This is a genomic window from Sutterella massiliensis (genome assembly GCF_016899755.1).
Taxonomy (GTDB): domain Bacteria; phylum Pseudomonadota; class Gammaproteobacteria; order Burkholderiales; family Burkholderiaceae_F; genus Sutterella; species Sutterella massiliensis.
In genome coordinates this window covers 31,269-51,021 of the sequence record NZ_JACJJC010000010.1, presented here as the reverse complement: position 1 = coordinate 51,021, position 19,753 = coordinate 31,269, and the positions used below count along the sequence as shown (strand labels likewise).

The following is a 19,753-nucleotide window of genomic DNA, read 5'->3' as shown; positions in this document are numbered from 1 at the left end:
CGTCAGAACCCGCCCGGACGCACGGCATCGCGTCCTGCGGGCTTGCCGTCTTCTTTGTCCGCTTTGCGTGACGCGCCGGGGACGTCCGCTTTGGCGCGCCGGTAGAGCACGCCCGCAGCCCCCAAGGCGCCGAGCGAAAGCGCAAAGAGAACACCCGCAAATGCGGCCGCATACTTTGAGAGGCCGCCTTCGGCCTGCGGCGCCATCGGAATGGTTGCCGTTTCACGAACGGGCACAAGCATCACGGAAACACGGCTGCTCTCGAGTCCGGGCACGGCATTGGCCGTCAGAACCTGAATGCGCGACACGAGGTCCGGCGCCTGCGATTCGGGCGTGTAGCGCAAAAAGACGCCGGCAGAGGCCGGGGTTGTTTGCCCTGTGGCCGCATCGCTCGTTGCCAGCACCACGTGCACGCGCGCCGTGAGCACGCCGTCGATCTGCGAGAAGGTCTCGGCAAGTTCCTGCGAAAGCGCGTACGTGAGGCGCGCCTGCTCTTCGGTCGAGGACGAAATCATGCCCTTGGCGGCAAAGATCTCACCCATGTTTTCAAACGCGGGCCGCGGGAGGTTGTTCTCACGCATGAGTTCAAGCGTTCTCGCAACCTGGCTGCTTTCGACCGAGAGCGAATAGCCTTCCTTCAAAGCCGCTTTCTCGGGCACGATCCCGTGCTTCATGAGCACCGACATCATCACGTTGGCCTGCTGTTCGGTGAGGCCCTGATAGACCTCGGATTTGCAGCCCGAAAGGAGCAGCACCGAAGCGGCCGCAAGCACGACCGCCGTGCGGCGCAGACACAGCGAAAAGGTCGTGCGAGCAGCGCCTGCGCGCGCCTTGCGGTCGTCCTCAATGTTGGTAAACGCTTTCATATCGGTTCTCTTTTTCTTATTTCGGACGCTCTCTCGAGCTATACGGACATCAACGGGTGAGATTCTTTGCGTTCGCATCAGCCCGAGGACCGAACGATCTCGTCAAGACGCGACGCGGCGGCATCACGAACGCCCTTCATCGCCTTCGTTTCGAAAACATGCATGTTGACCGAGAACTGCAGGCGATAGAGCTCGACGGGACTGAGGGGCTCGGGACGAATCGACGAAAGGTCGGCCGCCTGCTCGTGCGGCTGCGGCGCCTCAACGCGATCGGGCGCCCCGGGCTCGATCTTGCCCTCGACACCGCTCACGCGAACGCTCTCCGAAGCGCCCTCGCTCGCCCGCAGCGTCTCGGCCGACGGATTGGATCGAGCACCTTCGGGACGCTCCAAAAGCGCGCGAAACGCCTCTGCCGTCTCCCGCGGCACGGGCGCACGCGTTTCGGCCGCAAGCCCCTCGCCCTGCGGGCGCAAAAAGGCCTCGGCCGCCTCGACGAGGCGGCGTGTCGTCTCGAGATCAACGCCGATCGTCATCGCGTGCTTCCCTGTCGATGCCTGCCGAAACTGTCCGTCCAAGTTTCGCTTGGCCGCTTTGCTCGGGGTTTCTACTGCACTCCGTACTTCAAGGCGACCGACCGCAGCCGTTGCAGTCGATCGCGCTTCGGAGCGCCTTTCCCGCGCTCAGCAGCCGCCTCAGGCGTTCTCTTCAAGAATCGCTGCCGCGAGGCGCTGAGCGGGCGCATCCGCGGGCACGCGCCCGAGGATCTCGACCGCCTCGTCCTTGCGGCCCGCAAGGTGCGCCGAAAGTCCCAGGTACACGAGCGCATCCGGATCGTTCGGCGTCTTCTGAAGCACGTCGTCCTTGAGGATCAGATCCGCGGCTTCGTACTCGCCGACGGCAATGTGCGAAAGGGCGAGCAGGATCTTCGCGGGCGCGTGTTCCGGGTGCCCGGCAATGACGCCCTCGCAAATCTTTCTCGCAGACGCGATTTCACCCGCGTTGATGCCTGCGGCGGCAATATCGAGCAGACGCCGCACGTCCTCGTTCGTAAGCATGGTTCTTTTCCTTTTGGCTGTCCTTCTCTCCGGCCGCTGAAGCCGGCGTTTCGACGTGCATCAGTTCGCTCGCTGCGCAATCTGCTTGGCTTCGTCGACAAGCGCTTTCGACACGGTCGACGTCATCTCAAGGAGCGTGTTGTACTGATTGACCTGGAACTGCATCTTGAGGAGGTCCGTGTCGCTCAGCTGCGCATTTTCACCGTCGCCGCCGATCGCGTTCATCTGTTTTTGGAGGTCGGCCCCGTACGTCTCGATCGAGCCCACGAGCGACTGGAACATTTGATTGATGTTGAGGTCGGACATAGTGAAGCCTCCGATTACTTGAAAAGCTTTTCGAGGATGTCGGCCGCCGCATCGACGGCCGCCTTTTCAGCCTGCGCGCGCTTCATGTCCTCGGGCGACAAACCCGCGTCCATCTCGCGTCTCAGGCGCACGGCCATGTCGGCCGTTTCGTCTTGAATGCGGCGCCGATCTTCATAGGACGCGTCGCGTGCGGCGTCCGCTGCGGATACAAATGTCGTCATTCAGTGCTTCTCCTTCAATTTGAGCGGATAGACGATCCGCTTGTTGTCTTTCACGAGCACGAGGCGCTCGGCGGAAATCGCTTCGAGCGTGTAGCCGCCCGGCAGCCGCCCGCCCGTAAAAACCTTTTCGCCCGTCGAGAGCGTCACGAACTTCATGGCGCTCCCAGAGACGGCCGTCACGCGAAAGTCGGGGCCGCCCGAAACGGGTGCGGTCGCGGTTTTTTGAGGCGGCTCGGGCACCGCTTCGGCTTGCGCCGCCCCTCTTTCTATTCTGAGCGGCACGTCGACGGCCGTTCTGATCACTTCAACCGCTCGATCGAACTGCGCCGATGCGCCGGCCGCTGCCGCACGAAGCTGCAGCGCCCCCGGCAGGTACTCGACCCGCATGCTTTGAAGCCCCGCCCCTTTGAGCGCTTCGTCAATCCGAGGCGCCAAGTCGCTTTCGTGCCGAATTCGGCGCTCGAGCCGATAGGCGCGACGCGAACCGTCACCGGGGAGCGCCGCCCGGACATCTGCAAAAGCCTTTTCTTCAACCGAAGCGGTCCGCATATAGCCCGCAACGACAAGTGCATCCTGCACTTCAGTCCCATCGGCTACTGCGGCGCCGTCTTTGTGGCCCCGCCGCTCGACCGTCACTTCAGGCCAGAACCCGAGTGCGTTGAAGGCCGCGGCAAGCGTATCGGTCGCATCGCGTTCGACGCGCACGTCGATCGCAAGCGGCACGGACTGCGAGCGTGCAAAACTAACGAGTCGGCCACGCTCGCGGTCGTCCGTCACCGCCCCCGTCAAGCGCCAAAGACCGTCGCCGCAGACCTCGGCTGTCGCATTCGTCTCGAGCACGACGCCCTCGAAACCGGCCGCCGCGAGCGCTTCGGCAATCGCCGCCGCGCGCTCCTTGCCTTCCTGGGGCGTCAGACCTTCACCCCAAATGCGCTCGATCGCCGCGGCCGCCTGCGGCGCACCCTTTTCAATCAGGAACGCTTCCGTGCGCAGCCGCATCGAATCGCTGGCAAGCGCCGCAACGCCGGCGAAAAGAAGCACGGCGATAACAACGGCAAAGGTTTTGAGCCCCGAACGGTCGTGCGCGCTTTGAGCTCTATTCGCGGCACGCTCCGCTCCCGCGACGCCGCTCGCGAGCTCGTCTGCCCCCGGGCTGCTCGCAGCGGCCTCATTAACCGGCGCGGCGTCTCGCTTTTCGTCCTCAGCAGGCGCCTGCGCCGTCTTTTCTACGCCCCCCGTCTGCGCTCGCGCCGCAACGACGCCAGCCGCATATTTCGCGCGCTCGGCATCGACCGCTTCCCAGAGACTCTCGGCCGCGCCTTCGGCTGCCCAGGCAAAAAGCACGGGGCCCATGCGCCAGAGGCGTCCGGGTTCGAGCTCGGCAGAAGCGGGCGCCTCGCCCTCGGGCGACTCAACGCGCCCGTCGAGGTTCTCGTAGCGAAGCGCACTCGCCTTGACGTCGAGCACCGCGTGCCGCGGTGCGAGTCCGGGATCGGCGAGCACGATGTCGCACGAGTCGTCCCGGCCGAACACCCAGAGACCCTCGGTGAGCGCGATCTCGGCACCCATGTGGACGCCGGAATAAAGTCGAAGCCGAACGCCGCTCCCCATCGTCATGGCGTCTCCTTCAACGTCAGCACTTCGGTTTCGTCAAGCACCTCGGCAGGCTGCACGCCCGTCGTATGGGTGATCGTCGTGACGGGAAGCGCCCGCGCGCCGTCCTCGCTTTGCGGCGTCTTCTCAGCTTCGCCGCTGCCGTCAAGCATTCGGATATCGAGCGTGAGCGGCAGCTCGTCGTCAGCCTGCGGCAGTTCATAGTCGTTGTCGGTCGCACCCTTTTTGAAGTCGTTCACGCGCACGCGCGTCGGCACGTTGTCCACCTCGGCCGTGACAATTCTCGGCGTGATGAGAATGAGGCGCTCCATTTGACGGCCGCTCTTAGAAGAGCTTCTGAAAAGAGCACCCAGAAGCGGAATGTCCTTTAAAAACGGAACGCCGCTCGTGCCTTCGGTTTTCTGTTCGTAGTAGTAGCCGCCGATGAGGAGCGAATCGCCCTCGCCTACCATTGCCTGGGTATTGATGCGGGTCTGCTTGATGGGAGAGACGGTGATGGCATCCGAAGTTTCTCCGCCGATATTCTGGTAGCCCGATCCCGCATCGCTCTGGTCGTCCTGCACGCTCACGGCAAGCTTGATGGAGGTCTTGCCGTCTTCGCCGTGAATAATGTGCGGCGTCACGCGCAGCACCGTTCCCGACTCGACTTTATAGAGATCGACGGCTTCAATGCCGCGAAGCGGAATGTAGTAGGTCGTCGTGTTCTCGAGCACGGCCTGCACGTTGTCGACCGTGAGAACCGAGGGGCGGCCGAGCATGCGCGCGGCGTTTTCCTCTTCAAGCGCCGTGATGCGCGCCATGAAGTAGTCCGAGCCGTGCGTATAAATCGTCGAGAGAATACCGCCCGCCGAACCGGAAGACGTCGTGATGATGGGGTTGCCCGCGGAATCGAATCCGTCGCTGTTGCCCGCACCTGCGGTGCCGCCGCCCTGCCAGTTGCCGCTGCCGCCGCGCCCGCTCAGGTTGACGCCGAGGTCGCGGCTCGCGTTGGTGTCGATGTCGACGATCGCGGCGTGAATTTCAACGAGCTCCACGGGTTTGTCGAGCTCCTTAATCACCTTCTCGTAATAGGGCATGCGGTAAGCGGCGTCCGAAACGAGCACGGCGTTCACGCGTGGATCGGCCATGATGCTCACGTTGCCCGCTGCGGGCGAGGCGGGTTCTGCAGCTGCAGAGACCTGAGCGGCCTTCTTTTCGCGATAGACGCTCTGCCGCGAGAGGCCCTCGCCCGTGAGACTCGGCACGGTGGGTACGTTCGCGCCGCGTCCGGCCGAGACGGTTTCTCCGCCCACGGATTGCCCGAGCACCATGCCGCGCAGAATCGAGGCAATGCCGGGCACCGTCACCTGGCGGTCCATGTTTTCAAGCGTGATGTCGTCTGCCCAAGCGAATTTAAGGGGGAAGACGCGCATCTCGACCTTTTCAGCAAGCGAAGCCTGATAGGCGGCTGCAGCAGCCTGAATCTGCGTAATGTAGCTCTCGGGGCCCTCGACGATGAGCATGCCGCCCTCGGGACTCGTTTTGATCGGCAGCTCGTCGGCCACAAACCCGGAATGCTCGAGCGCGGTCAAAAGACCGTCGTTCGTGCCGTTCGGAATCGTGATGAATTCCTTTCTCACCGAGCGCTGGCTGTAGAAATGCGCCGTGTCGCCGAGCACGTAGCAGCCGACACCATAGGCTTCACGCATCGCCCCCATGAAGTCCCGAGGAGAAACACGCGAAAAGCGCCCGCTCACCGTGCCTTCTACGTCGCTCTCGACTTCGGCGCGAAGCCCCTGCGAGCGAGCAAAGCTCGAGAGCACCGCTCCGAGCGGCTGTCCGTCGGCATAGTGCGTAAAGGGCGCGGTGAAGCTCGACGCCGAGACGGTGCCCGTCGGCGCAGCAAGGAGCATCGCCGAGAGTGTGAGCGCCGCCGCGCTTCGCAGATGTTTGGCCGTTCGCTTTGCGTTCATCCTGCGCCCGCCTCAATAAGGATTACCGGTAAACCAACTGCTCGAAGGCATCGAAAAAGCGGAGAAAGGTGATGCACCGGACGCGCCCGGCGCCTCGCCCGAAAGCCGCTCGCGCCACCAGGCTTCGTCGTTCAGAAAGTCGCCGGCTTCCTGCGCGAGACTTTCGGACGTACACCTGTCGAGCGAAAGAAGTCGATAAAGCTCCAGACGGCCGTCTGCTGCGCCCAAGGTCGAGCGCCGTGCTCGCATCGACGCTGCAGCGAGCATTCCCACCGTGCGCCAGCGCTCTGTCGCAGCATACGCGTCAGGCCCTTGCAGATCGGGCGCTTCGCCGAGATCGGCACGAAGCAGCAACGCGCGGCCGTCCGGACTCAGGAGCGCGAGTTCGAGTCCGTCTTCGAGCGCGTAGCGGCAGCACCCGTCCTCATCAAAGACGGGCGACGACCAGCCGGCTTCACGCGAGAGCGCCTCGGCGGCTTCTCTTAACGACTCGAACATCCTCAACTTCTCCCACGTTCTACTTGCGGAAAATGCGCAGCCGTTGCGCCGCGCAACTTCCCTCTCTGCGGCCGCTCGCACTCGGCCGCGCCATGTCCTCAAGCATACGGCAGACGCCGTACGCACGCTATGCAGGCCTCAGCTCAGAATCCGCGTACGCGTTTGATTCATGCTCTCCTGAATCGCCTGCTGCGACTCGGTGGCTTTGCGAATAACTTCCTTCAAAGCTTCGTCCAGACTCTCAAGCTGCGAGACGGATGCACGCATCCCTTCGATCGTCGCGTCCATTTCCTTGATCGCCGCCTCGTACCAAGTGCTGACGCTCTGACCGAGCGATTGCGTCGTAGATCCCGCCGTTTGTCCAACCTGCGAGATGCCTTGGTAAAGCTGCAGCGTCTGCTGTATTTCCGAAGCCTGACGCTGTGCTTTGGCAGTTGCGTCTGAAATGCCCTCTGCAACTTGCGAACCGAGCTTGCCGGCACGCACGGAACCGAAAATCGAGATACCCGCCGCAGCAAACGAAAGCGCCGCGCCGGCAAGATTCGTCCAGAAAGCGGTCCTGGCCTGCTCGCGCATCTCGTTGGCCTGCGACTTCATTTCCGAAACAATGGCCCGCGATTCCATCATGCGCTGTTCGGTTGCCATTCGACGCATCTCATCGGCCAACTCTCCCGTGAGAGCAAGCACGGATGCACCAAGCGACGGCGTGCCCCCGAGCGGACATTCAATACCCGGCGGCAACCCGGGCAGAGCCGTATGCATCGGATGGTTGCGGACCGATTCGGTAATTTCTTCGTCGCCGCCGACAGCATCGGGCGTATCCGTACCCGTAGTTTTGAAGGCGGCATCGACCTCGTAGTATCGATTGGAATAATCGGTTTGAACGACGGTCATGGATTGACCTCCGATTCGTTATGCCAAAGAAGGACTCCCCGTCAGAATCGACGTTGAAGTCTGTGCGTTGTTTTCCACGATTTCCATGGCTGAGGCCATGATCGACTGCGAGGCTTTCAGCTGCGCTTCGACAAAATCCTCTTTCATCTTCATGTTCGCTCGGATTTGTTCGAGAATCGCATCAATATCGACCATATTGGCCTTGCTGTCGGCGATGTCCTTGCGAATGAATGCGAGCGCAGCGTCGCCGACGGCAGCGCCTGCCTGCGAAACACCTGAAGCTGCATTTGCACCGATCGAGATGTAGCCCATCTTGAGCGCAAGCTCGGCACCCTTCTCGGCCATATTGGCTGCCGAACTCGCGCCCGCAGAAGCAGAAGCGCCAATGCTGAATGCAATGCCGGCCACCATGACCGCAAGATTAAGGCCGAACCCGAACCAGTTGGCCGCTTCGTCGCTCATCCCCATGGCTTGTCCGAGTTTGGTGAAGCCCGCCTGCAAGCTGATCTTGCCGTCGGACGCTGCCGACATGAGACCGTCAACGGATACAAGCACGCCCACGATCGCGGCAATGCCGAGCGCGACGTTGCCCGTCGCAAAGCTCGCAACAGCCGTTGCCGCCGACGCAATCACGCCGAACACCGCACCGATGATCTTGAAAGCCTTCACGAACTTGTCCCAGAAGGACTGTTTGGAGGCCTTTTCGAGCTGCGTAGTGATCTCTTCCAAGCGCTTCTGGCCTTCGGTAGCGATCTTATCGCCGTCGATCTCGAGCGACTCCACGGCGGACTGCACGCCCTGGCGGCGCGCCTCTTCTGCGATCGCCTTCATAAGCTGATCGATGGACACGCCCGACATCGAAAGCGGCAGAACAGGCAAATCGTCTGACGAAGCAGCGTCTTTTCCGTCAATGACGGGCAAGCCGTCGTCACCAAGACGGATGCTGTCCGAGCGCTTGCCCTCTTCATCGATCGTGGCGCCGTACTGTCCGAAAATGGACTTAAATCCGAGTTCCGAAACCGAAGTCACTTTTGTGCTCCTTTCAGCATCTCCAGAAGCGCCTCTGCCTGCTTGAGGCACGCCGCCTGCGCCGGGTCTTTATCGTCGCCGCCGAAGGTGAGAAGCGCCTGAAGGCCGGCAATCGCATCCTCACGGCGATTGAGCTTCACGAGACAGCGAACGGCGTAAAGGAGCGGCTCGGGATTCTTGAGATTCGAAGCAACCGCAGCCATCTGATAGGCCTCGGCTGCACGTTCGTATTCTTCGAGCGCCTGACGACAGCCGCCCAGCCCCATCCAAAAACGCATGTCGTTGGCGTCATAGATGGAAAGCGCCTGAAAAACCACCTGGGCATCCTTGTAGTTGCCCGCAACGTAGAGATTGCGAGCAACCCCGTACAAGCCCTCAAGCGTCTCCTTCGAGACACCGGTAAGCTGCGCGACGCTCGCGCCTTTGCTCAGAAGATCGAGAAGTTTGACGAGATCGTCTTGAGACAACATAAGCTCGGACATGACTGCTTCCTTTTTCGAATTTTGTGCTGCTCGGTGCCGAAAGAGCAGAACCGCGTCAGCGGCCGGTAGCAATGGACGTCAGAACGTTGCTCGCCTCCTGAACGGCGCTGTTGGCGCCCTGCAGGTACGAGTTGTACTGGCTGATGAAGTCCTGCAGATAGACCATCAACGTCTGCGTTTGATTGCTGATCGACTCCTGATAATTCGTGAGCGACTGGATGGCTACGTTCCACTGGTCCTTGTCATGAGCGTAATCGTTATTGGCTGTGTCATACGCCAAATCGTGTTTAGTGAAGAACTCAACCATATCGGTTGGCATTGACGTGCACTTTTTGCCCGTATCGGCCTCTTCCTGCAGCACGCGTGCCTGCGAAAGGAACTCGGCCACCTTCGACTGCTCTTCCTGAATCTGCTCGATCTGATCCATTTTCTGCTCGGCAGAGTTCTTGCAGATCATCGACTGCGCAAGCATCAGCTTCGCGTAAGCCATCTGTACGCTGCTTGTCGGTCCGAGATCGATCATGGAAAGAATTTCCTTCAGCGGCGTAACGCCGCTCGTGTTTTCCGTCATAACGAACTCCTCGATAAAAGCTTGTCAAATTCGCAATGATCCCCGAAACACCCCGCAGAACATCCGCTCTCGGGGGAAGGCTTGTCGATCAGATCGCCAAAGTTCCGCGACGGGGACGACGCATGGCGGGCGCGGGTTCGTCGGCAGCAATCTCGGCTTCGATCGATGCCGCAGCATTTCGACCGTTCTTTTCGGCCTGCGCCTTCATCTCAAGAAAAGCGGTGCGTACTTCGGGCGGCAGCTTCGACTCATCAACAACAAGCTCGTCGTCCGATGCGACACCAGAAGCTGCCTTCAGTTCGTCGAACTGACGATTGAGCCGCTCAAATTCGGCTTTGAGGCGCTCGAGCGCTTGAGCCTGTTTTGCCAAATCGATTTTTTTGCTCATCTAAAACTCCTTAGCAAATGCCGCGACCATTGCCGCCAAAACTGCCGAAAGACACGATAGCGCGGCAGCCAGGCCGAAAAAATCGCTTTCCGTCAGTTCACCGCACCGACAAAAGACAAGCCGCACTCAAGTCCGCAAGGGCCGTCGAATCACATACAAACGAATCGCCGTTTCCGTGTTAATGAACCGGCTGTCCTCGCATTCTGCGTAAAAACACAGCAAAACCTCGGCCGAGCGCGCACAAAGCACGGCGTCTTTAGCTCATCGTACTGACAAATCGGCCGGCAACCATTGCCGAAAGGGTTTTTCCTAAACCGCAGATAAACAGATCGCAGGAAGTGCAAGCTTGAAGAAGGCGCAGCTCCTTTGCTTTGCGTGTTTCTCGAGCAAGGTGCCTCCTATAATTTTTTGGTTACCCCTTCCCTTCAACCATCCATTTCGCAGAGAGGCCGCACGAACACATGTCGATCGAAGGCATTCAGAATTCATTCGGCACGACCTTTACCCAGACGAGTGCCGCGCACGGCACGTCGGGCGCCTCGAGCGTCTTCATGGGGCATACGGTGTCGACTGTTTCCTCGCCGAGCTCGCTTTTGGCGGACGCGGCCGAAGAGCTCGGCTTTGCCGTCGATCGAACGAAGGAGTACGAGATCGGACGGCGCAAGGAGCGGCAGAGTTCCGAAATTTCCGAGCGACTTCTCGAAAAGTACCGAGTGCTCATGGAGCAGACGGGCCAGAGCGAAAAGCTCAATTCGACCGTTGATGCGCTCAAGCATGCCAAAACGCGCGAGGACATGGAGCGCGCCGTCCGTGAAGCCTTCAAGGATCCGACCGAAATCTGGGCCGCACTCGAGAGTGCACGCGAAGCGTTCGAAGCAGACGCTTCTGTTTCTGCCGATCAACGGGCGGCCTTGAAGTCGCTCGCGGCTGCGCACATGGAAAAGAACGCACAAGCCGTTCGGCTCGGCCTTCAGGGGGCGCTCGCCTCGGAAGGCTTTCCGGAAGTGGGCGACGCCGCAGCAGCAGGCGCCTTCTACCGCGAGGCCGTCGGCGAATTTTCCGACGTCAAGGAAGTCTTTCAGAGCATTCGCGCCAAATACGGCGACGACTTCGGACGGGCGATGGATTTTCTCTTCTCGGCAATCAGCGCAGACATCAAAAGCGAGACGCCGAGCATGGGGCGTGCACATTTGGAGAGCGTGCACGGAAAGCTGCGGGAAGTGCGGCTTGCACAGAGCGCCTACACGGAACTCTCTGCGCTCATGACCCGCTGGCGCGACGTGCACGGCGTCAAGAATGCCGCGCTCACTGCGATGGACCTTTTGGGCGAACTCATCGAATTCCGTTCGCGCGCTTATGTGAGCGACACGGCGGTCGATCAGCTCTGCGCCAAGGCCAATCCCCCGGACATCGAGCGCGAAGTACTCTTTCGACAGGATCTTTTGGCTGCCGTGCGGCGTCTGCCGACGGCTTTCCTCGACGCGGGCGAAGGCAAAACGAGCTTCGTTGATGCGCTTCGTACGTCGCTCGACGCCGCAATCGCGCGCGAAGACGAGTACCTCGCTTCGCTCGAGTGACGAAGGCACCCAAAAACGAATTTAAGAGAATGGACAGAGGCAGGTATGGAAAATCGCGAGATTGAAGCCTTCGGGCAGCGCATCGGCCTTCCGGGACTCGCCCTGAACGAGTCGGGCCTCGCGGCACTTGAAGTCGATGGGCTCGGCACGATGACGCTCGAAGTGCTCGATCCCCTCGAAGCGGCGAGCGCGGCGGAGCGAGACGAACGGCTTCTGCTCACGCTTGCACTCTTGTCCCAAGGTGACGCGCCGGCTCGCTTTGAGCGCGCTCTTGAGCGCTTCGGCTGGCGTCGGGCGCCGCAGTACGCCGTTCGTACCGCACTCGTCCAAGACCGCTTGGTGCTCGCCATCGAATTTCCGCCCGAGGCAATAGATGCGGCAAACTTGGAAAATGGACTTCGTTTTCTCCTTGAGGCGGCAGAGCCGCTTCGCCGCGACTAAGCGGCTCTTGTCGAAGCGCCCCTTGACGAACCGGACATCCGACTATGACAACGCCCGTTCAAACGCTCTTCAATCCATCGGTCGGCATTCAGTCGCTCTTGCCGATGGCAGACGCCGAGCCGCTTCCCGACGCGCGGGAAGTGGGCGCGAGTGCCGTCGGCCGCTCGACGCTCGAGAGCCTTTACGGGCCCGCCAATGCCCGTGCACGCGTCGAACATTGCCTTGCGCCCGATATCGGAGACGGCACACCAGTGAGCCCCGAAGTGTTTGCGCGGTCGCTGCGCGACATTTCGAAGAAGCTCGAAAAGCGACTAAAAAAGCACCCGGATCCGAAGCTCGCCGCGCTGCTCGAAGAAGAACTTGAGCCGCTCCTTGAAAACGACATGCTTTTGTCCGCCTACCGCGGCCTGATGCTCGGAGGCTGATGCGATGGCGACGGATTTTGAAATGAATACCGACCGAGCGGCCGCACCGGACGTTTCCGCTGCAACGCAATCCCCCGAAGCCGACCGCTTCACGAGCGACGAGCGCCGCACGCTCTCGGTGCTCGCGTTTCTCTTTCTTCGCATGGGAGCGGCCGAGCGTGCCGCGCGGCTCTACGAAGCGCTTCTTGCCCTGATTGACGAAGCGCGTCAGGAAGACGAGACGGGTTCGCTCGCGCGCGAGCGGCGGCTGGCGCTCGCCGGACTCGCCGCCGCACGCCTTGACGCAGGGGCAGCACCCGAAGCACTCGCTTCGATCGACGAAGCGCTCGGCTTGCTCGGCAGCCGCGCTGCCCTCTCGACGCGCGAAGCCGCACTCCATCTATTGAAAGCCCAAATTCTCTGGGCACTCGACCGAAAAACCGAAGCGCATGCCGCGCGTGACCGCTTTCTTGAGCTGGGCGGCGCGGGCGCAGCGGCCGCCGACGGGCTCTTCTCGGACGGCACGAACGGAGACCATCCATGACGCTTCTTGCCAAGGCTTCGAACGTCGTTTCGACCGTCACCAAGCACAACGACATTTCGATGGTTGTGCTTTTGGTCGTCGTCATCACGCTCATGATCGTGCCGCTGCCGACCCCGTTGGTCGACACGCTGATCGGCGCGAACCTCACGCTCTCCTTCATGATGCTCATGATGGCGATGTACGTGAAGTCGCCCCTCGAGTTTTCGTCCTTCCCGACGATGCTCCTCTTTACGACGCTCTTTCGCGTGGGGCTCAACATCACGACGACGCGCCTGATTCTTCTGCAGGCAGACGCCGGTGAGATTATCTTCACGTTCGGCGAGTTCGCTACGGGAAGCAACTTCGTCGTGGGCGCCGTGGTCTTCCTGATTCTCACGATCGTTCAGTTTCTCGTCATTGCCAAGGGCGCCGAGCGCGTCGCCGAAGTGGGCGCACGCTTTACGCTCGACGCGATGCCTGGGAAGCAAATGTCGATCGACGCCGACCTGCGCGCCGGCGTGATCGACATGGATGAGGCCCAGCGCCGCCGCAACGACGTGCAGATGGAAAGCAAGATGTACGGCGCCATGGACGGCGCGATGAAGTTCGTTAAGGGCGACTCGATCGCGGGCATGGTCGTCACGGCGATCAACATCATCGGCGGCACGATCATCGGGGTCTCGCAGCGCGGCATGACCGCGGGCGACGCGCTCGAGCTCTACGGCGTCCTCACGATCGGCGACGGGCTCGTGAGCCAGATTCCGTCCCTTCTCGTCTCGATTTCCGCCGGCATCTTGATCACGCGCTCGGGCGACACGCGCGAAGACGTGGGCGCGCAGGTCGGCCGCCAGTTCTTCAGTCAGCCGCGCGCGCTTCAGATGGCTGGCGCTCTGATTTTCCTTCTTGCGCTTATCCCGGGGTTCCCGAAGCCGCAGCTTTTCACAATGGCGGCAGCCGTTTTCGGCTTCGGCGTCGTGCTCTCGCGCATCAAGTCGATGCCCAAGGCCCCTGACGAAGCCGAAGTACTTGAAAAAACGCTCGCGCCTGCGGCCGCAAGCCCGAAGCCCAAGCGTGCGGTTCGCAGCGAAGACAACTTCGCGCCCACCGTGCCGATCATTCTCGACATTTCGAGCGACCTCGGCGAATCGATGCAGTATGCCGACCTCAATGCGGAATTGATCGAGCTGCGCCGTGCGCTCTATTTCGATCTGGGGGTGCCGTTCCCGGGCATCAACATTCGACCGAACCCGAATTTGCCTCCGATGAGCTACATGCTCAATCTCAACGAAATCCCGCTCGCGCGCGGCGTGCTCGTGCGAGATGCCGTCATTGTGCGCGAAAAGCGCGAGACGCTCGACATGCTCGGGATCCCCGTCGAAACGGGCGAAAAGTTCCTCCCCGACGTCGAGTCGCTCTGGGTCCCGAAGTCCTACGAAAAGAAGCTCGCAGCCGCCGGCATCTCCTGCATGGACCACTCGAAGATCCTCGCGTACCACCTCTCGCTCCTCTTGAGCCGGCACGCCGAAAACTTCATCGGCATGCAGGAAACGAAGTACCTCCTCGACCGCCTTGAAGAACGCATGCCGGATCTTGTTCGGGAAGCGACGCGTCTCCTGCCGATTCAGCGCATCGCCGACATCTTCCAGCGACTTGTCCAGGAACACGTCTCGATTCGCGATCTGAGAACGATTCTGCAGGCGCTGATCGATTGGGCGCCCAAGGAAAAGGACGTCGTGATGCTCACCGAGTACGTGCGAAGCGCCCTCAAGCGCCAGATCAGCTACATGCATTCACGCGGCCAGAACATGCTCCCCGTAATCATCATGGAGCCGCAGGTCGAAGAAGTGATCCGCAAGGCCGTGCGCCAGACTTCTGCGGGCGCTTTCCTTTCTCTCGACCCGGGATCCTCCAAGCGCATTCTCGACGCGCTCGAAGCCGCGCTCGGACGTTCACGCACGAGTACGCAAAAGCCCGTCCTCATGGTGAGCATGGACATCCGCCGCTATGTGCGGCGCTTGATTGAAGCAAAGTTCTACGAGATTCCGGTAATGGCCTATCAGGAAGTGACGCCCGAAATCGCCGTGCAGCCGATCGCACGCATCCGCATCTGACGGAGTGTGCGCAGCAGGGAACCGCGGCAACGCCGCGGTCTCTCCAACAAATAAAAGCGCTTGAGGTCCGCTCCGGAATACGCGTCTCATTTTGTCCCGACACCGCTCTGCGGGACACCGCCCAAGCGGCACCGACATCAGGCCACTTCTTCGTCGAAATGAATATTCGCTTCGGAAAAGAGTGCCGCCCTGCCGCTCAGAATCGTTTTTTTACCTTCATAGCGGCAGTAAAGGACGCCGCCGCGAGCCGAAGCCTGATACGCGGTGAGCTCGGATTTGCCGAGCGCCTTCGCCCAAATCGAGACGACGTGGCAATGACCGCGCCCGCAGACAGGGTCTTCGGCTACGCCGCACTTGGGCGCGAAGGAGCGCGTGATGCAGTCGTATTCGCCTGCCTTCGCTCGCGCCGTCACGTGCAGGCACACACCTTCGAGATCGTGCACAAGCGCTTGGTCGGGGCGAACCGCACGAACCTTTCTTCGCTCTCAAGCACGCAGACCATATCGGGCCCATATAGATCTTCGCGGGCTTGACGCCGATCGCCTTTTCGACAGCTTCAAGGACGTCGGCCTCCTCAACTTCACGCAGCGGAAACGTCGGGAACTCGAGCGAGAACAAATCGTCCTTGCGCGTGACGACGAGAATGCCGCTCAAGGTCGTGAAGCGCACTTCGCGGAGTTCATGTTCCACAAAGCGCATGACGACATAGGCAGTCGCGAGCGTTGCGTGACCGCAGAGCTCGATTTCGCCGCCCGGTGTAAACCAGCGCAGGTGATAGAGGTCGCCCACCTTCACAGCAAAGGCCGTTTCGGACAGGTTGTTCTCGATCGCGATTTTCTGCATGAGCGCATCGGGCAGCCACCAGTCCATGACGCAGACCGCAGCCGGATTCCCGGCAAAGATCTTGTCGGTGAAAGCGTCCACCACATATTGCGTGAGAGTTGTCATTCGTCTTTTCCTCTTTCGGAAACGTCGGATGCCTTGGGGCTTTGGCTATTTTTTTGAGCTTTATGGGCTCTTTATGAGCTACTTCTAGTGGCAGGCGCCGGAGTCCTGCCTGTCAGTCGATTGGTTCGAGCGTCTCGTGCGCAACGGGAGACTGCGTGGTCCAAGCCTTTTCCGCCGCAACGAGGAGGCCGAAGGGCGGCTGCCAACCGAGCGCCATCGCCGAGCGCAGATTCACGACGAGCCGCCCGCGCTGCGCGTAGCGCTGCCCGATTTCGCGTGGTTTGTCGCCTTCGAGAATCCGAAGAATCACTTCCGCTTCGAAGAACCCGTAGCCTTCGAAGGTTTCCGAACCGACGCCCAAAAGAATCCCCCGCTCAACAAAGTCGGGACCTGCCTGCGAGAAGCTGGCAATGCCGCGTCGTTCGAGCAGTGTCAAAAGCGCTCGGAACGTTTCGGGCGAAGCCGAGAACCAAGGGAACATGATCGCATCGGCACCCTCGTTCGCGAGTGCTTCGACGCAGGCCAAAAGCGCCGCGTCATCGACCTGCGCATCGCCTGTTTCTTCATAGGCCCTGAGGATGAAGCCGGCCCCGAGTTCCTCGCACGCTTTTCGGATTTCGGGCTCGCCCGACTTTTCGTTTCGGGCGCTTGCGATCGGAAGCCCAAGACGCTTGAAGGGATAGACGTGCCCGAAGCTCCGGGTCTGCCACCCGTAGTAGTCGGCAACGACGACCGCGTGAAGGTTGTCCTGACCCGAGTCGTCGGCCGACTTAACTATCCCCGTGCGGACGGGGTCGGAGCTTCCAAGCGAAACGACCGGAATGTCTTTGACAGCCGCCGCCATGTCGAGCGTTGCTTCGGTGCCGAAAACGAAGACGATGTCGACATCGCGTTTCGTTTTGAGGCGCTCGAGCACGGCCGTGCGCGCAGCCTCTCGGCCCGCCTCGCTGAAGCCGTAGTCGTAGTGACCGTCGGCGAGAAACGCGAGTCGGCTGCCGCCCGCGGATTTCGCGAGCTCGGCCCAAACGTCGGCCGTGCCCGTTTTGCTCGGGTCGGAACGCGGCTCGGACTGCCGCGGCGCGCCTTCGGGCACCGACGCCGCGTGCTGCGTTTCGATTGCAGGGGCGCGCTCAATGAGTTCGAGCGCCTTCAAACCCGCTGCTACGCCCAAGAGGATGCTGCGGTAGCGCAGAAACGGGCCGCCCGTGACGAGAATCGCGCGTGCCGGGCGCCCGCGAACGAGCTCGGCCGCCCGCGCGGCAGTGTGGAGCATAGGAAAGGCCGCGAGCGCAAGCGCGCCTTCGAGCCCTTTGGCAATCAGACGTCGACGCTGCATGCGGCCTCCTTTTCGTTTGCCGAAGCTTCTGCGGATTCGGCCTCTTTTGTTTGGTTCGTGCGCGCGAGCCGCTCGAAGACGACGAGCGTGATGTCGTCGGACTGCGGGGCGCTGCCGCGGTGCGCCGCGACGGCGGCGACGAGTCGGTCGACGATCTCGGCGCTCGAAACGTCGGCGCACCCTTGCGCGACACGTTCGATCCCCGCTTCGCCAAAGAGTTCGTGCGCCTCGTTCATGGCTTCGGAGATGCCGTCGCTATAAACGATGCAGCGTTCGCCCGGGGCGAGCAGCCGCTCGAACTCAACGTATTCGGCCATATCGAGCGCCCCGACGAGCGGACCGCTCACGTCGCGCAGCCACTCGAACGCAGCGGCGCCATTCTCGGCCGAAGCAGCGTCCCGGCGCACGAGGAGCGGCGGACAGTGGCCGCCGCAGCAGTAAACGAGTCGCCCTGTTTTCGCATCGAGAATCCCGACCCAGAGTGTCGCGAACATGCAGCTCGGATTGCGCGCGGCGATGCGGTCGTTCACCTTCTTCACCGCAGCTGCGGGTCCGAGGCCGTCGACCAGGGCCGTTCGCACGAGGGTGAGCGTCACGCTCATCAGCATCGCTGCGGAAACGCCTTTACCGGAAACGTCACCGAGCACGATTGCTTCACGCCCGTCGTCGAGCGCAAAAACATCGTAAAAGTCCCCGCCCACTTCCTTGGCGGCCTCAATGTACGCGGCCGCCTCGAAGCCCGGCGCACGAAAACCACCTTCATTTTCGGGAAGCATCCCGTTCTGAATTTCGCGCGCGGCGTTCAATTCGCCCTCGATGCTGTGCTGACGCGCGAGTGAGGATTTGAGCGCGGCGATGTTCTTCTCAAGCGCACTCACCATGCTCGAGAAGGCGCGCGAGACCTGCCCCACTTCGTCCGTGAGCGCAACGGGCAAGGCGGCAGAAACCGTGCGAAGGCGCTCGGCCGTGTTGTCGGAAATGAAATCGAAGTCTTCGAGCTTCTTCGCGGCACCGGAAACCTGGTGCAGGGGTTTCAAGAACCAGGTCGTGAGCGCAATCCCCAAGAGCGAAGCAAAGAGGAAGGCAGCAACGACCCAGCCCGCGAGCGTTCGCGCACTCTCAACGGCAGGTACCTTGACGACCTCGAGCGGCACGCGCGCGATGAAGTACCAGTCGAGCGCCTTGAAGTAGCGAACGGCATAGAGTTCGCCGCCGCCCGCAACGGCACGATCGGAGTGAATGCCAGAAACGAAACCCTCTGCCGCCGCGCGCTTCAAAACCCCGTCCGCCTGAGCGAAGAAGCGCCCGTCGGCCGACGGACCGCGCGAGGCGAGGCGCCGACCCTCTCCGTTCACGGCAACGATCGTCGTGCTTTTGCCGATGTCGAGCGTGCGGATCGTGTCGTTGAGGCTCGCCTCAAGCGTCGGCGCGCTCGCCTTGAAAGGTTCCTCGAGGTAGTCGAGTTCCTGAAGAACGATCGCCGAATACCCCTTCATGCGGCGCAGGCCCGCAAGGTACGGCATCGTTTCACCCGTGAACGGGTCGACGACAACGCGAAAGAACGTGAAGTCGTCGCGTTTCGCACTCTTACCGGACGACCGGAAGAACTCGCGGAACGGCACCCCGAGAAGGTCGCGCGCGTCGGTGCGCCAGAGCTTGTGAATCTGGGGCGAAACGTAGAGAAATTCGCCCGAGTCGTTCACAACCGCCGTATACGTTCCCCACGTTTCGTCGAGGAAGTCGAGCGTCGGAATCATGTCGAGCAGGCGATTTTCGTTCACCCACTTTTCAATCGCACCCAATTCGGCCGAAATGTCGTCCTTTTCGATTACGACTTTTTCGGTGACGATCGTCTGAGTATTGAGGTACGAGAGCTCGGCCGCCTCACTCAGAATGTGCGTGATGTTGCCGAACTTGTCGACCGCCGCATCGATCGCATGATCGTAGGCATCGCGGTAGCCGAGATACATGAGCGGAAAGCTCACGAGCGACACCACGACCGCAATTGCGCAAATAAGCTTCGCTCGCAGCGTAAAAGTACTCGGGCTCATGCAGTGGACAAAAGAGAGTGAGCGGATCGCCGCCGGAAAAAAGGACGCTCTGTGCTTATCGATTATAGAGACGCGAGCTGTCAACACGGCCCGAATGGGAACGAGCTCAAGCGCAAGACTTGTTTGAAGATAGATCAGTGAAAAGTCCGAGAGAGGCGCGAGAAGTAAGTACCTGCCGGAATACGGTTCGAAGACCGCTCTAGTTGTGAGTGCATGCTCGATCCGAGCTCTCGAACATCCGCATGGACGAGAAATCGCCTCATAAGTCGTTCACATGGCCCGTAAGGATCCTCAAGCGAACCTTTTTCGATGTCCTTCGACGCATAGTAACTTCAGCTTAGATACATAATCGTTCAAGCAAATTGTCTAAGAAAAAGTCGTAGATTCTACCTGCTCCTTTCATGAAAGGCTAGACGCGATTTCGAGCCTTGGCGAAATTCGATCGACTCCGTAGAGTTGCAGTGCTTCCCGATCAACCAACGGCGA

21 protein-coding genes and 1 pseudogene are annotated in these 19,753 nt (G+C 61.1%); 5 read left to right on the top strand and 17 right to left on the bottom strand.

What is annotated here, in order from left to right; all coding sequences use genetic code 11:
• Positions 1-2 precede the first annotated feature (2 nt).
• From sctJ to H6A60_RS07345, 13 genes are all read right to left on the bottom strand, one after another.
• Positions 3-866 (bottom strand): type III secretion system inner membrane ring lipoprotein SctJ, encoded by an 864-nt coding sequence (sctJ, locus tag H6A60_RS07405; protein ID WP_205102923.1) that lies wholly within the window; start codon positions 864-866, stop codon positions 3-5.
• 77 nt (positions 867-943) lie between these two features.
• Positions 944-1,399, bottom strand: a complete 456-nt coding sequence (locus H6A60_RS07400) for a hypothetical protein (RefSeq protein ID WP_205102920.1) — start codon at positions 1,397-1,399, stop codon at positions 944-946.
• 159 nt (positions 1,400-1,558) lie between these two features.
• Positions 1,559-1,921, bottom strand: a complete 363-nt coding sequence (locus H6A60_RS07395) for a tetratricopeptide repeat protein (RefSeq protein ID WP_205102918.1) — start codon at positions 1,919-1,921, stop codon at positions 1,559-1,561.
• 60 nt (positions 1,922-1,981) lie between these two features.
• Positions 1,982-2,227, bottom strand: a complete 246-nt coding sequence (locus H6A60_RS07390; protein ID WP_205102917.1) for an EscF/YscF/HrpA family type III secretion system needle major subunit — start codon at positions 2,225-2,227, stop codon at positions 1,982-1,984.
• A 14-nt stretch (positions 2,228-2,241) separates the two neighbouring features.
• Complete coding sequence (locus H6A60_RS07385; protein ID WP_205102915.1) at positions 2,242-2,448, bottom strand: hypothetical protein; 207 nt, start codon at positions 2,446-2,448, stop codon at positions 2,242-2,244.
• Positions 2,449-4,065: a type III secretion system inner membrane ring subunit SctD gene (gene sctD / locus H6A60_RS07380; protein ID WP_205102913.1), complete on the bottom strand. Its 1,617-nt coding sequence runs from the start codon at positions 4,063-4,065 to the stop codon at positions 2,449-2,451.
• Positions 4,062-6,014, bottom strand: a complete 1,953-nt coding sequence (gene sctC, locus H6A60_RS07375; RefSeq protein WP_205102911.1) for a type III secretion system outer membrane ring subunit SctC — start codon at positions 6,012-6,014, stop codon at positions 4,062-4,064. Before sctC ends, sctD begins: the two co-directional genes overlap by 4 nt.
• A gap of 12 nt (positions 6,015-6,026) precedes the next feature.
• A complete protein-coding gene (locus H6A60_RS07370; protein ID WP_205102909.1) occupies positions 6,027-6,512 on the bottom strand; it encodes a CesT family type III secretion system chaperone in 486 nt (161 codons plus the stop codon).
• A gap of 138 nt (positions 6,513-6,650) precedes the next feature.
• Positions 6,651-7,406: a hypothetical protein gene (locus H6A60_RS07365; RefSeq protein ID WP_205102907.1), complete on the bottom strand. Its 756-nt coding sequence runs from the start codon at positions 7,404-7,406 to the stop codon at positions 6,651-6,653.
• A gap of 18 nt (positions 7,407-7,424) precedes the next feature.
• Positions 7,425-8,435, bottom strand: a complete 1,011-nt coding sequence (locus H6A60_RS07360; protein ID WP_205102905.1) for a hypothetical protein — start codon at positions 8,433-8,435, stop codon at positions 7,425-7,427.
• Positions 8,432-8,917 carry a SycD/LcrH family type III secretion system chaperone gene (locus H6A60_RS07355; protein WP_205102903.1) on the bottom strand — a complete coding sequence of 162 codons (486 nt, stop codon included), beginning with the start codon at positions 8,915-8,917 and terminating at the stop codon, positions 8,432-8,434. The genes H6A60_RS07360 and H6A60_RS07355 overlap by 4 nt, the downstream gene beginning before the upstream one ends.
• A 55-nt stretch (positions 8,918-8,972) precedes the next feature.
• A complete protein-coding gene (locus tag H6A60_RS07350; protein WP_205102895.1) occupies positions 8,973-9,488 on the bottom strand; it encodes a hypothetical protein in 516 nt (171 codons plus the stop codon).
• Between the two features lie 88 nt (positions 9,489-9,576).
• A complete protein-coding gene (locus tag H6A60_RS07345; protein WP_205102893.1) occupies positions 9,577-9,876 on the bottom strand; it encodes a hypothetical protein in 300 nt (99 codons plus the stop codon).
• Between the two features lie 461 nt (positions 9,877-10,337).
• Here H6A60_RS07345 and sctW point away from each other — a divergent pair, with 461 nt between their 5' ends.
• Genes sctW through sctV form a run of 5 tightly spaced genes read left to right on the top strand, consistent with a single transcriptional unit; the run spans position 10,338 to position 14,932 of the window.
• On the top strand, positions 10,338-11,453 hold the full coding sequence (gene sctW / locus H6A60_RS07340; RefSeq protein ID WP_205102891.1) for a type III secretion system gatekeeper subunit SctW: 1,116 nt from the start codon (positions 10,338-10,340) through the stop codon (positions 11,451-11,453).
• A 45-nt stretch (positions 11,454-11,498) separates the two neighbouring features.
• Entirely contained in the window at positions 11,499-11,894 is a 396-nt protein-coding gene (locus H6A60_RS07335; protein WP_205102883.1) for a CesT family type III secretion system chaperone, read from the top strand.
• Positions 11,895-11,938: 44 nt separating this feature from the next.
• The gene (gene sctX / locus H6A60_RS07330; protein ID WP_205102870.1) at positions 11,939-12,319 is read left to right on the top strand and encodes a type III secretion apparatus assembly protein SctX; all 381 of its coding nucleotides are present in this window, start codon (positions 11,939-11,941) and stop codon (positions 12,317-12,319) included.
• 22 nt (positions 12,320-12,341) lie between these two features.
• Positions 12,342-12,842, top strand: a complete 501-nt coding sequence (locus tag H6A60_RS07325; RefSeq protein WP_205102867.1) for a hypothetical protein — start codon at positions 12,342-12,344, stop codon at positions 12,840-12,842.
• Complete coding sequence (gene sctV, locus H6A60_RS07320) at positions 12,839-14,932, top strand: type III secretion system export apparatus subunit SctV (RefSeq protein WP_205102865.1); 2,094 nt, start codon at positions 12,839-12,841, stop codon at positions 14,930-14,932. Before H6A60_RS07325 ends, sctV begins: the two co-directional genes overlap by 4 nt.
• 137 nt (positions 14,933-15,069) lie before the next feature.
• On the opposite strand, the gene H6A60_RS13880 is transcribed toward sctV, so the two are convergent.
• From H6A60_RS13880 to H6A60_RS07305, 4 genes and pseudogenes are all read right to left on the bottom strand, one after another.
• Positions 15,070-15,357: a PhzF family phenazine biosynthesis protein gene (locus H6A60_RS13880; protein ID WP_338054849.1), complete on the bottom strand. Its 288-nt coding sequence runs from the start codon at positions 15,355-15,357 to the stop codon at positions 15,070-15,072.
• 139 nt (positions 15,358-15,496) lie between these two features.
• Positions 15,497-15,802, bottom strand: a pseudogene (locus tag H6A60_RS13875) (PhzF family phenazine biosynthesis protein); the annotation flags it as partial.
• Between the two features lie 190 nt (positions 15,803-15,992).
• A complete protein-coding gene (locus H6A60_RS07310; protein WP_205102863.1) occupies positions 15,993-17,216 on the bottom strand; it encodes an ABC transporter substrate binding protein in 1,224 nt (407 codons plus the stop codon).
• Positions 17,198-19,267, bottom strand: coding sequence for a PP2C family protein-serine/threonine phosphatase (locus H6A60_RS07305; protein WP_205102860.1), 2,070 nt, complete (start codon positions 19,265-19,267; stop codon positions 17,198-17,200). Before H6A60_RS07305 ends, H6A60_RS07310 begins: the two co-directional genes overlap by 19 nt.
• Positions 19,268-19,753 lie beyond the last annotated feature (486 nt).

Bases quoted from the DNA above. Each gene is read 5' to 3' on its own strand.
- sctJ (WP_205102923.1), bottom strand. From the start codon at position 866: ATGAAAGCGTTTACCAACATTGAGGACGACCGCAAGGCGCGCGCAGGC.
- H6A60_RS07390 (WP_205102917.1), bottom strand. From the start codon at position 2,227: ATGTCCGACCTCAACATCAATCAAATGTTCCAGTCGCTCGTGGGCTCG.
- H6A60_RS07305 (WP_205102860.1), bottom strand. From the start codon at position 19,267: ATGAGCCCGAGTACTTTTACGCTGCGAGCGAAGCTTATTTGCGCAATT.
- H6A60_RS07345 (WP_205102893.1), bottom strand. From the start codon at position 9,876: ATGAGCAAAAAAATCGATTTGGCAAAACAGGCTCAAGCGCTCGAGCGC.
- H6A60_RS07400 (WP_205102920.1), bottom strand. From the start codon at position 1,399: ATGACGATCGGCGTTGATCTCGAGACGACACGCCGCCTCGTCGAGGCG.
- H6A60_RS07325 (WP_205102867.1), top strand. From the start codon at position 12,342: ATGAATACCGACCGAGCGGCCGCACCGGACGTTTCCGCTGCAACGCAA.
- sctX (WP_205102870.1), top strand. From the start codon at position 11,939: ATGACAACGCCCGTTCAAACGCTCTTCAATCCATCGGTCGGCATTCAG.
- H6A60_RS07395 (WP_205102918.1), bottom strand. From the start codon at position 1,921: ATGCTTACGAACGAGGACGTGCGGCGTCTGCTCGATATTGCCGCCGCA.
- sctD (WP_205102913.1), bottom strand. From the start codon at position 4,065: ATGACGATGGGGAGCGGCGTTCGGCTTCGACTTTATTCCGGCGTCCAC.
- sctV (WP_205102865.1), top strand. From the start codon at position 12,839: ATGACGCTTCTTGCCAAGGCTTCGAACGTCGTTTCGACCGTCACCAAG.
- H6A60_RS07365 (WP_205102907.1), bottom strand. From the start codon at position 7,406: ATGACCGTCGTTCAAACCGATTATTCCAATCGATACTACGAGGTCGAT.
- H6A60_RS07370 (WP_205102909.1), bottom strand. From the start codon at position 6,512: ATGTTCGAGTCGTTAAGAGAAGCCGCCGAGGCGCTCTCGCGTGAAGCC.
- sctC (WP_205102911.1), bottom strand. From the start codon at position 6,014: ATGAACGCAAAGCGAACGGCCAAACATCTGCGAAGCGCGGCGGCGCTC.
- sctW (WP_205102891.1), top strand. From the start codon at position 10,338: ATGTCGATCGAAGGCATTCAGAATTCATTCGGCACGACCTTTACCCAG.
- H6A60_RS07385 (WP_205102915.1), bottom strand. From the start codon at position 2,448: ATGACGACATTTGTATCCGCAGCGGACGCCGCACGCGACGCGTCCTAT.
- H6A60_RS07350 (WP_205102895.1), bottom strand. From the start codon at position 9,488: ATGACGGAAAACACGAGCGGCGTTACGCCGCTGAAGGAAATTCTTTCC.
- H6A60_RS07310 (WP_205102863.1), bottom strand. From the start codon at position 17,216: ATGCAGCGTCGACGTCTGATTGCCAAAGGGCTCGAAGGCGCGCTTGCG.
- H6A60_RS07335 (WP_205102883.1), top strand. From the start codon at position 11,499: ATGGAAAATCGCGAGATTGAAGCCTTCGGGCAGCGCATCGGCCTTCCG.
- H6A60_RS07355 (WP_205102903.1), bottom strand. From the start codon at position 8,917: ATGTCCGAGCTTATGTTGTCTCAAGACGATCTCGTCAAACTTCTCGAT.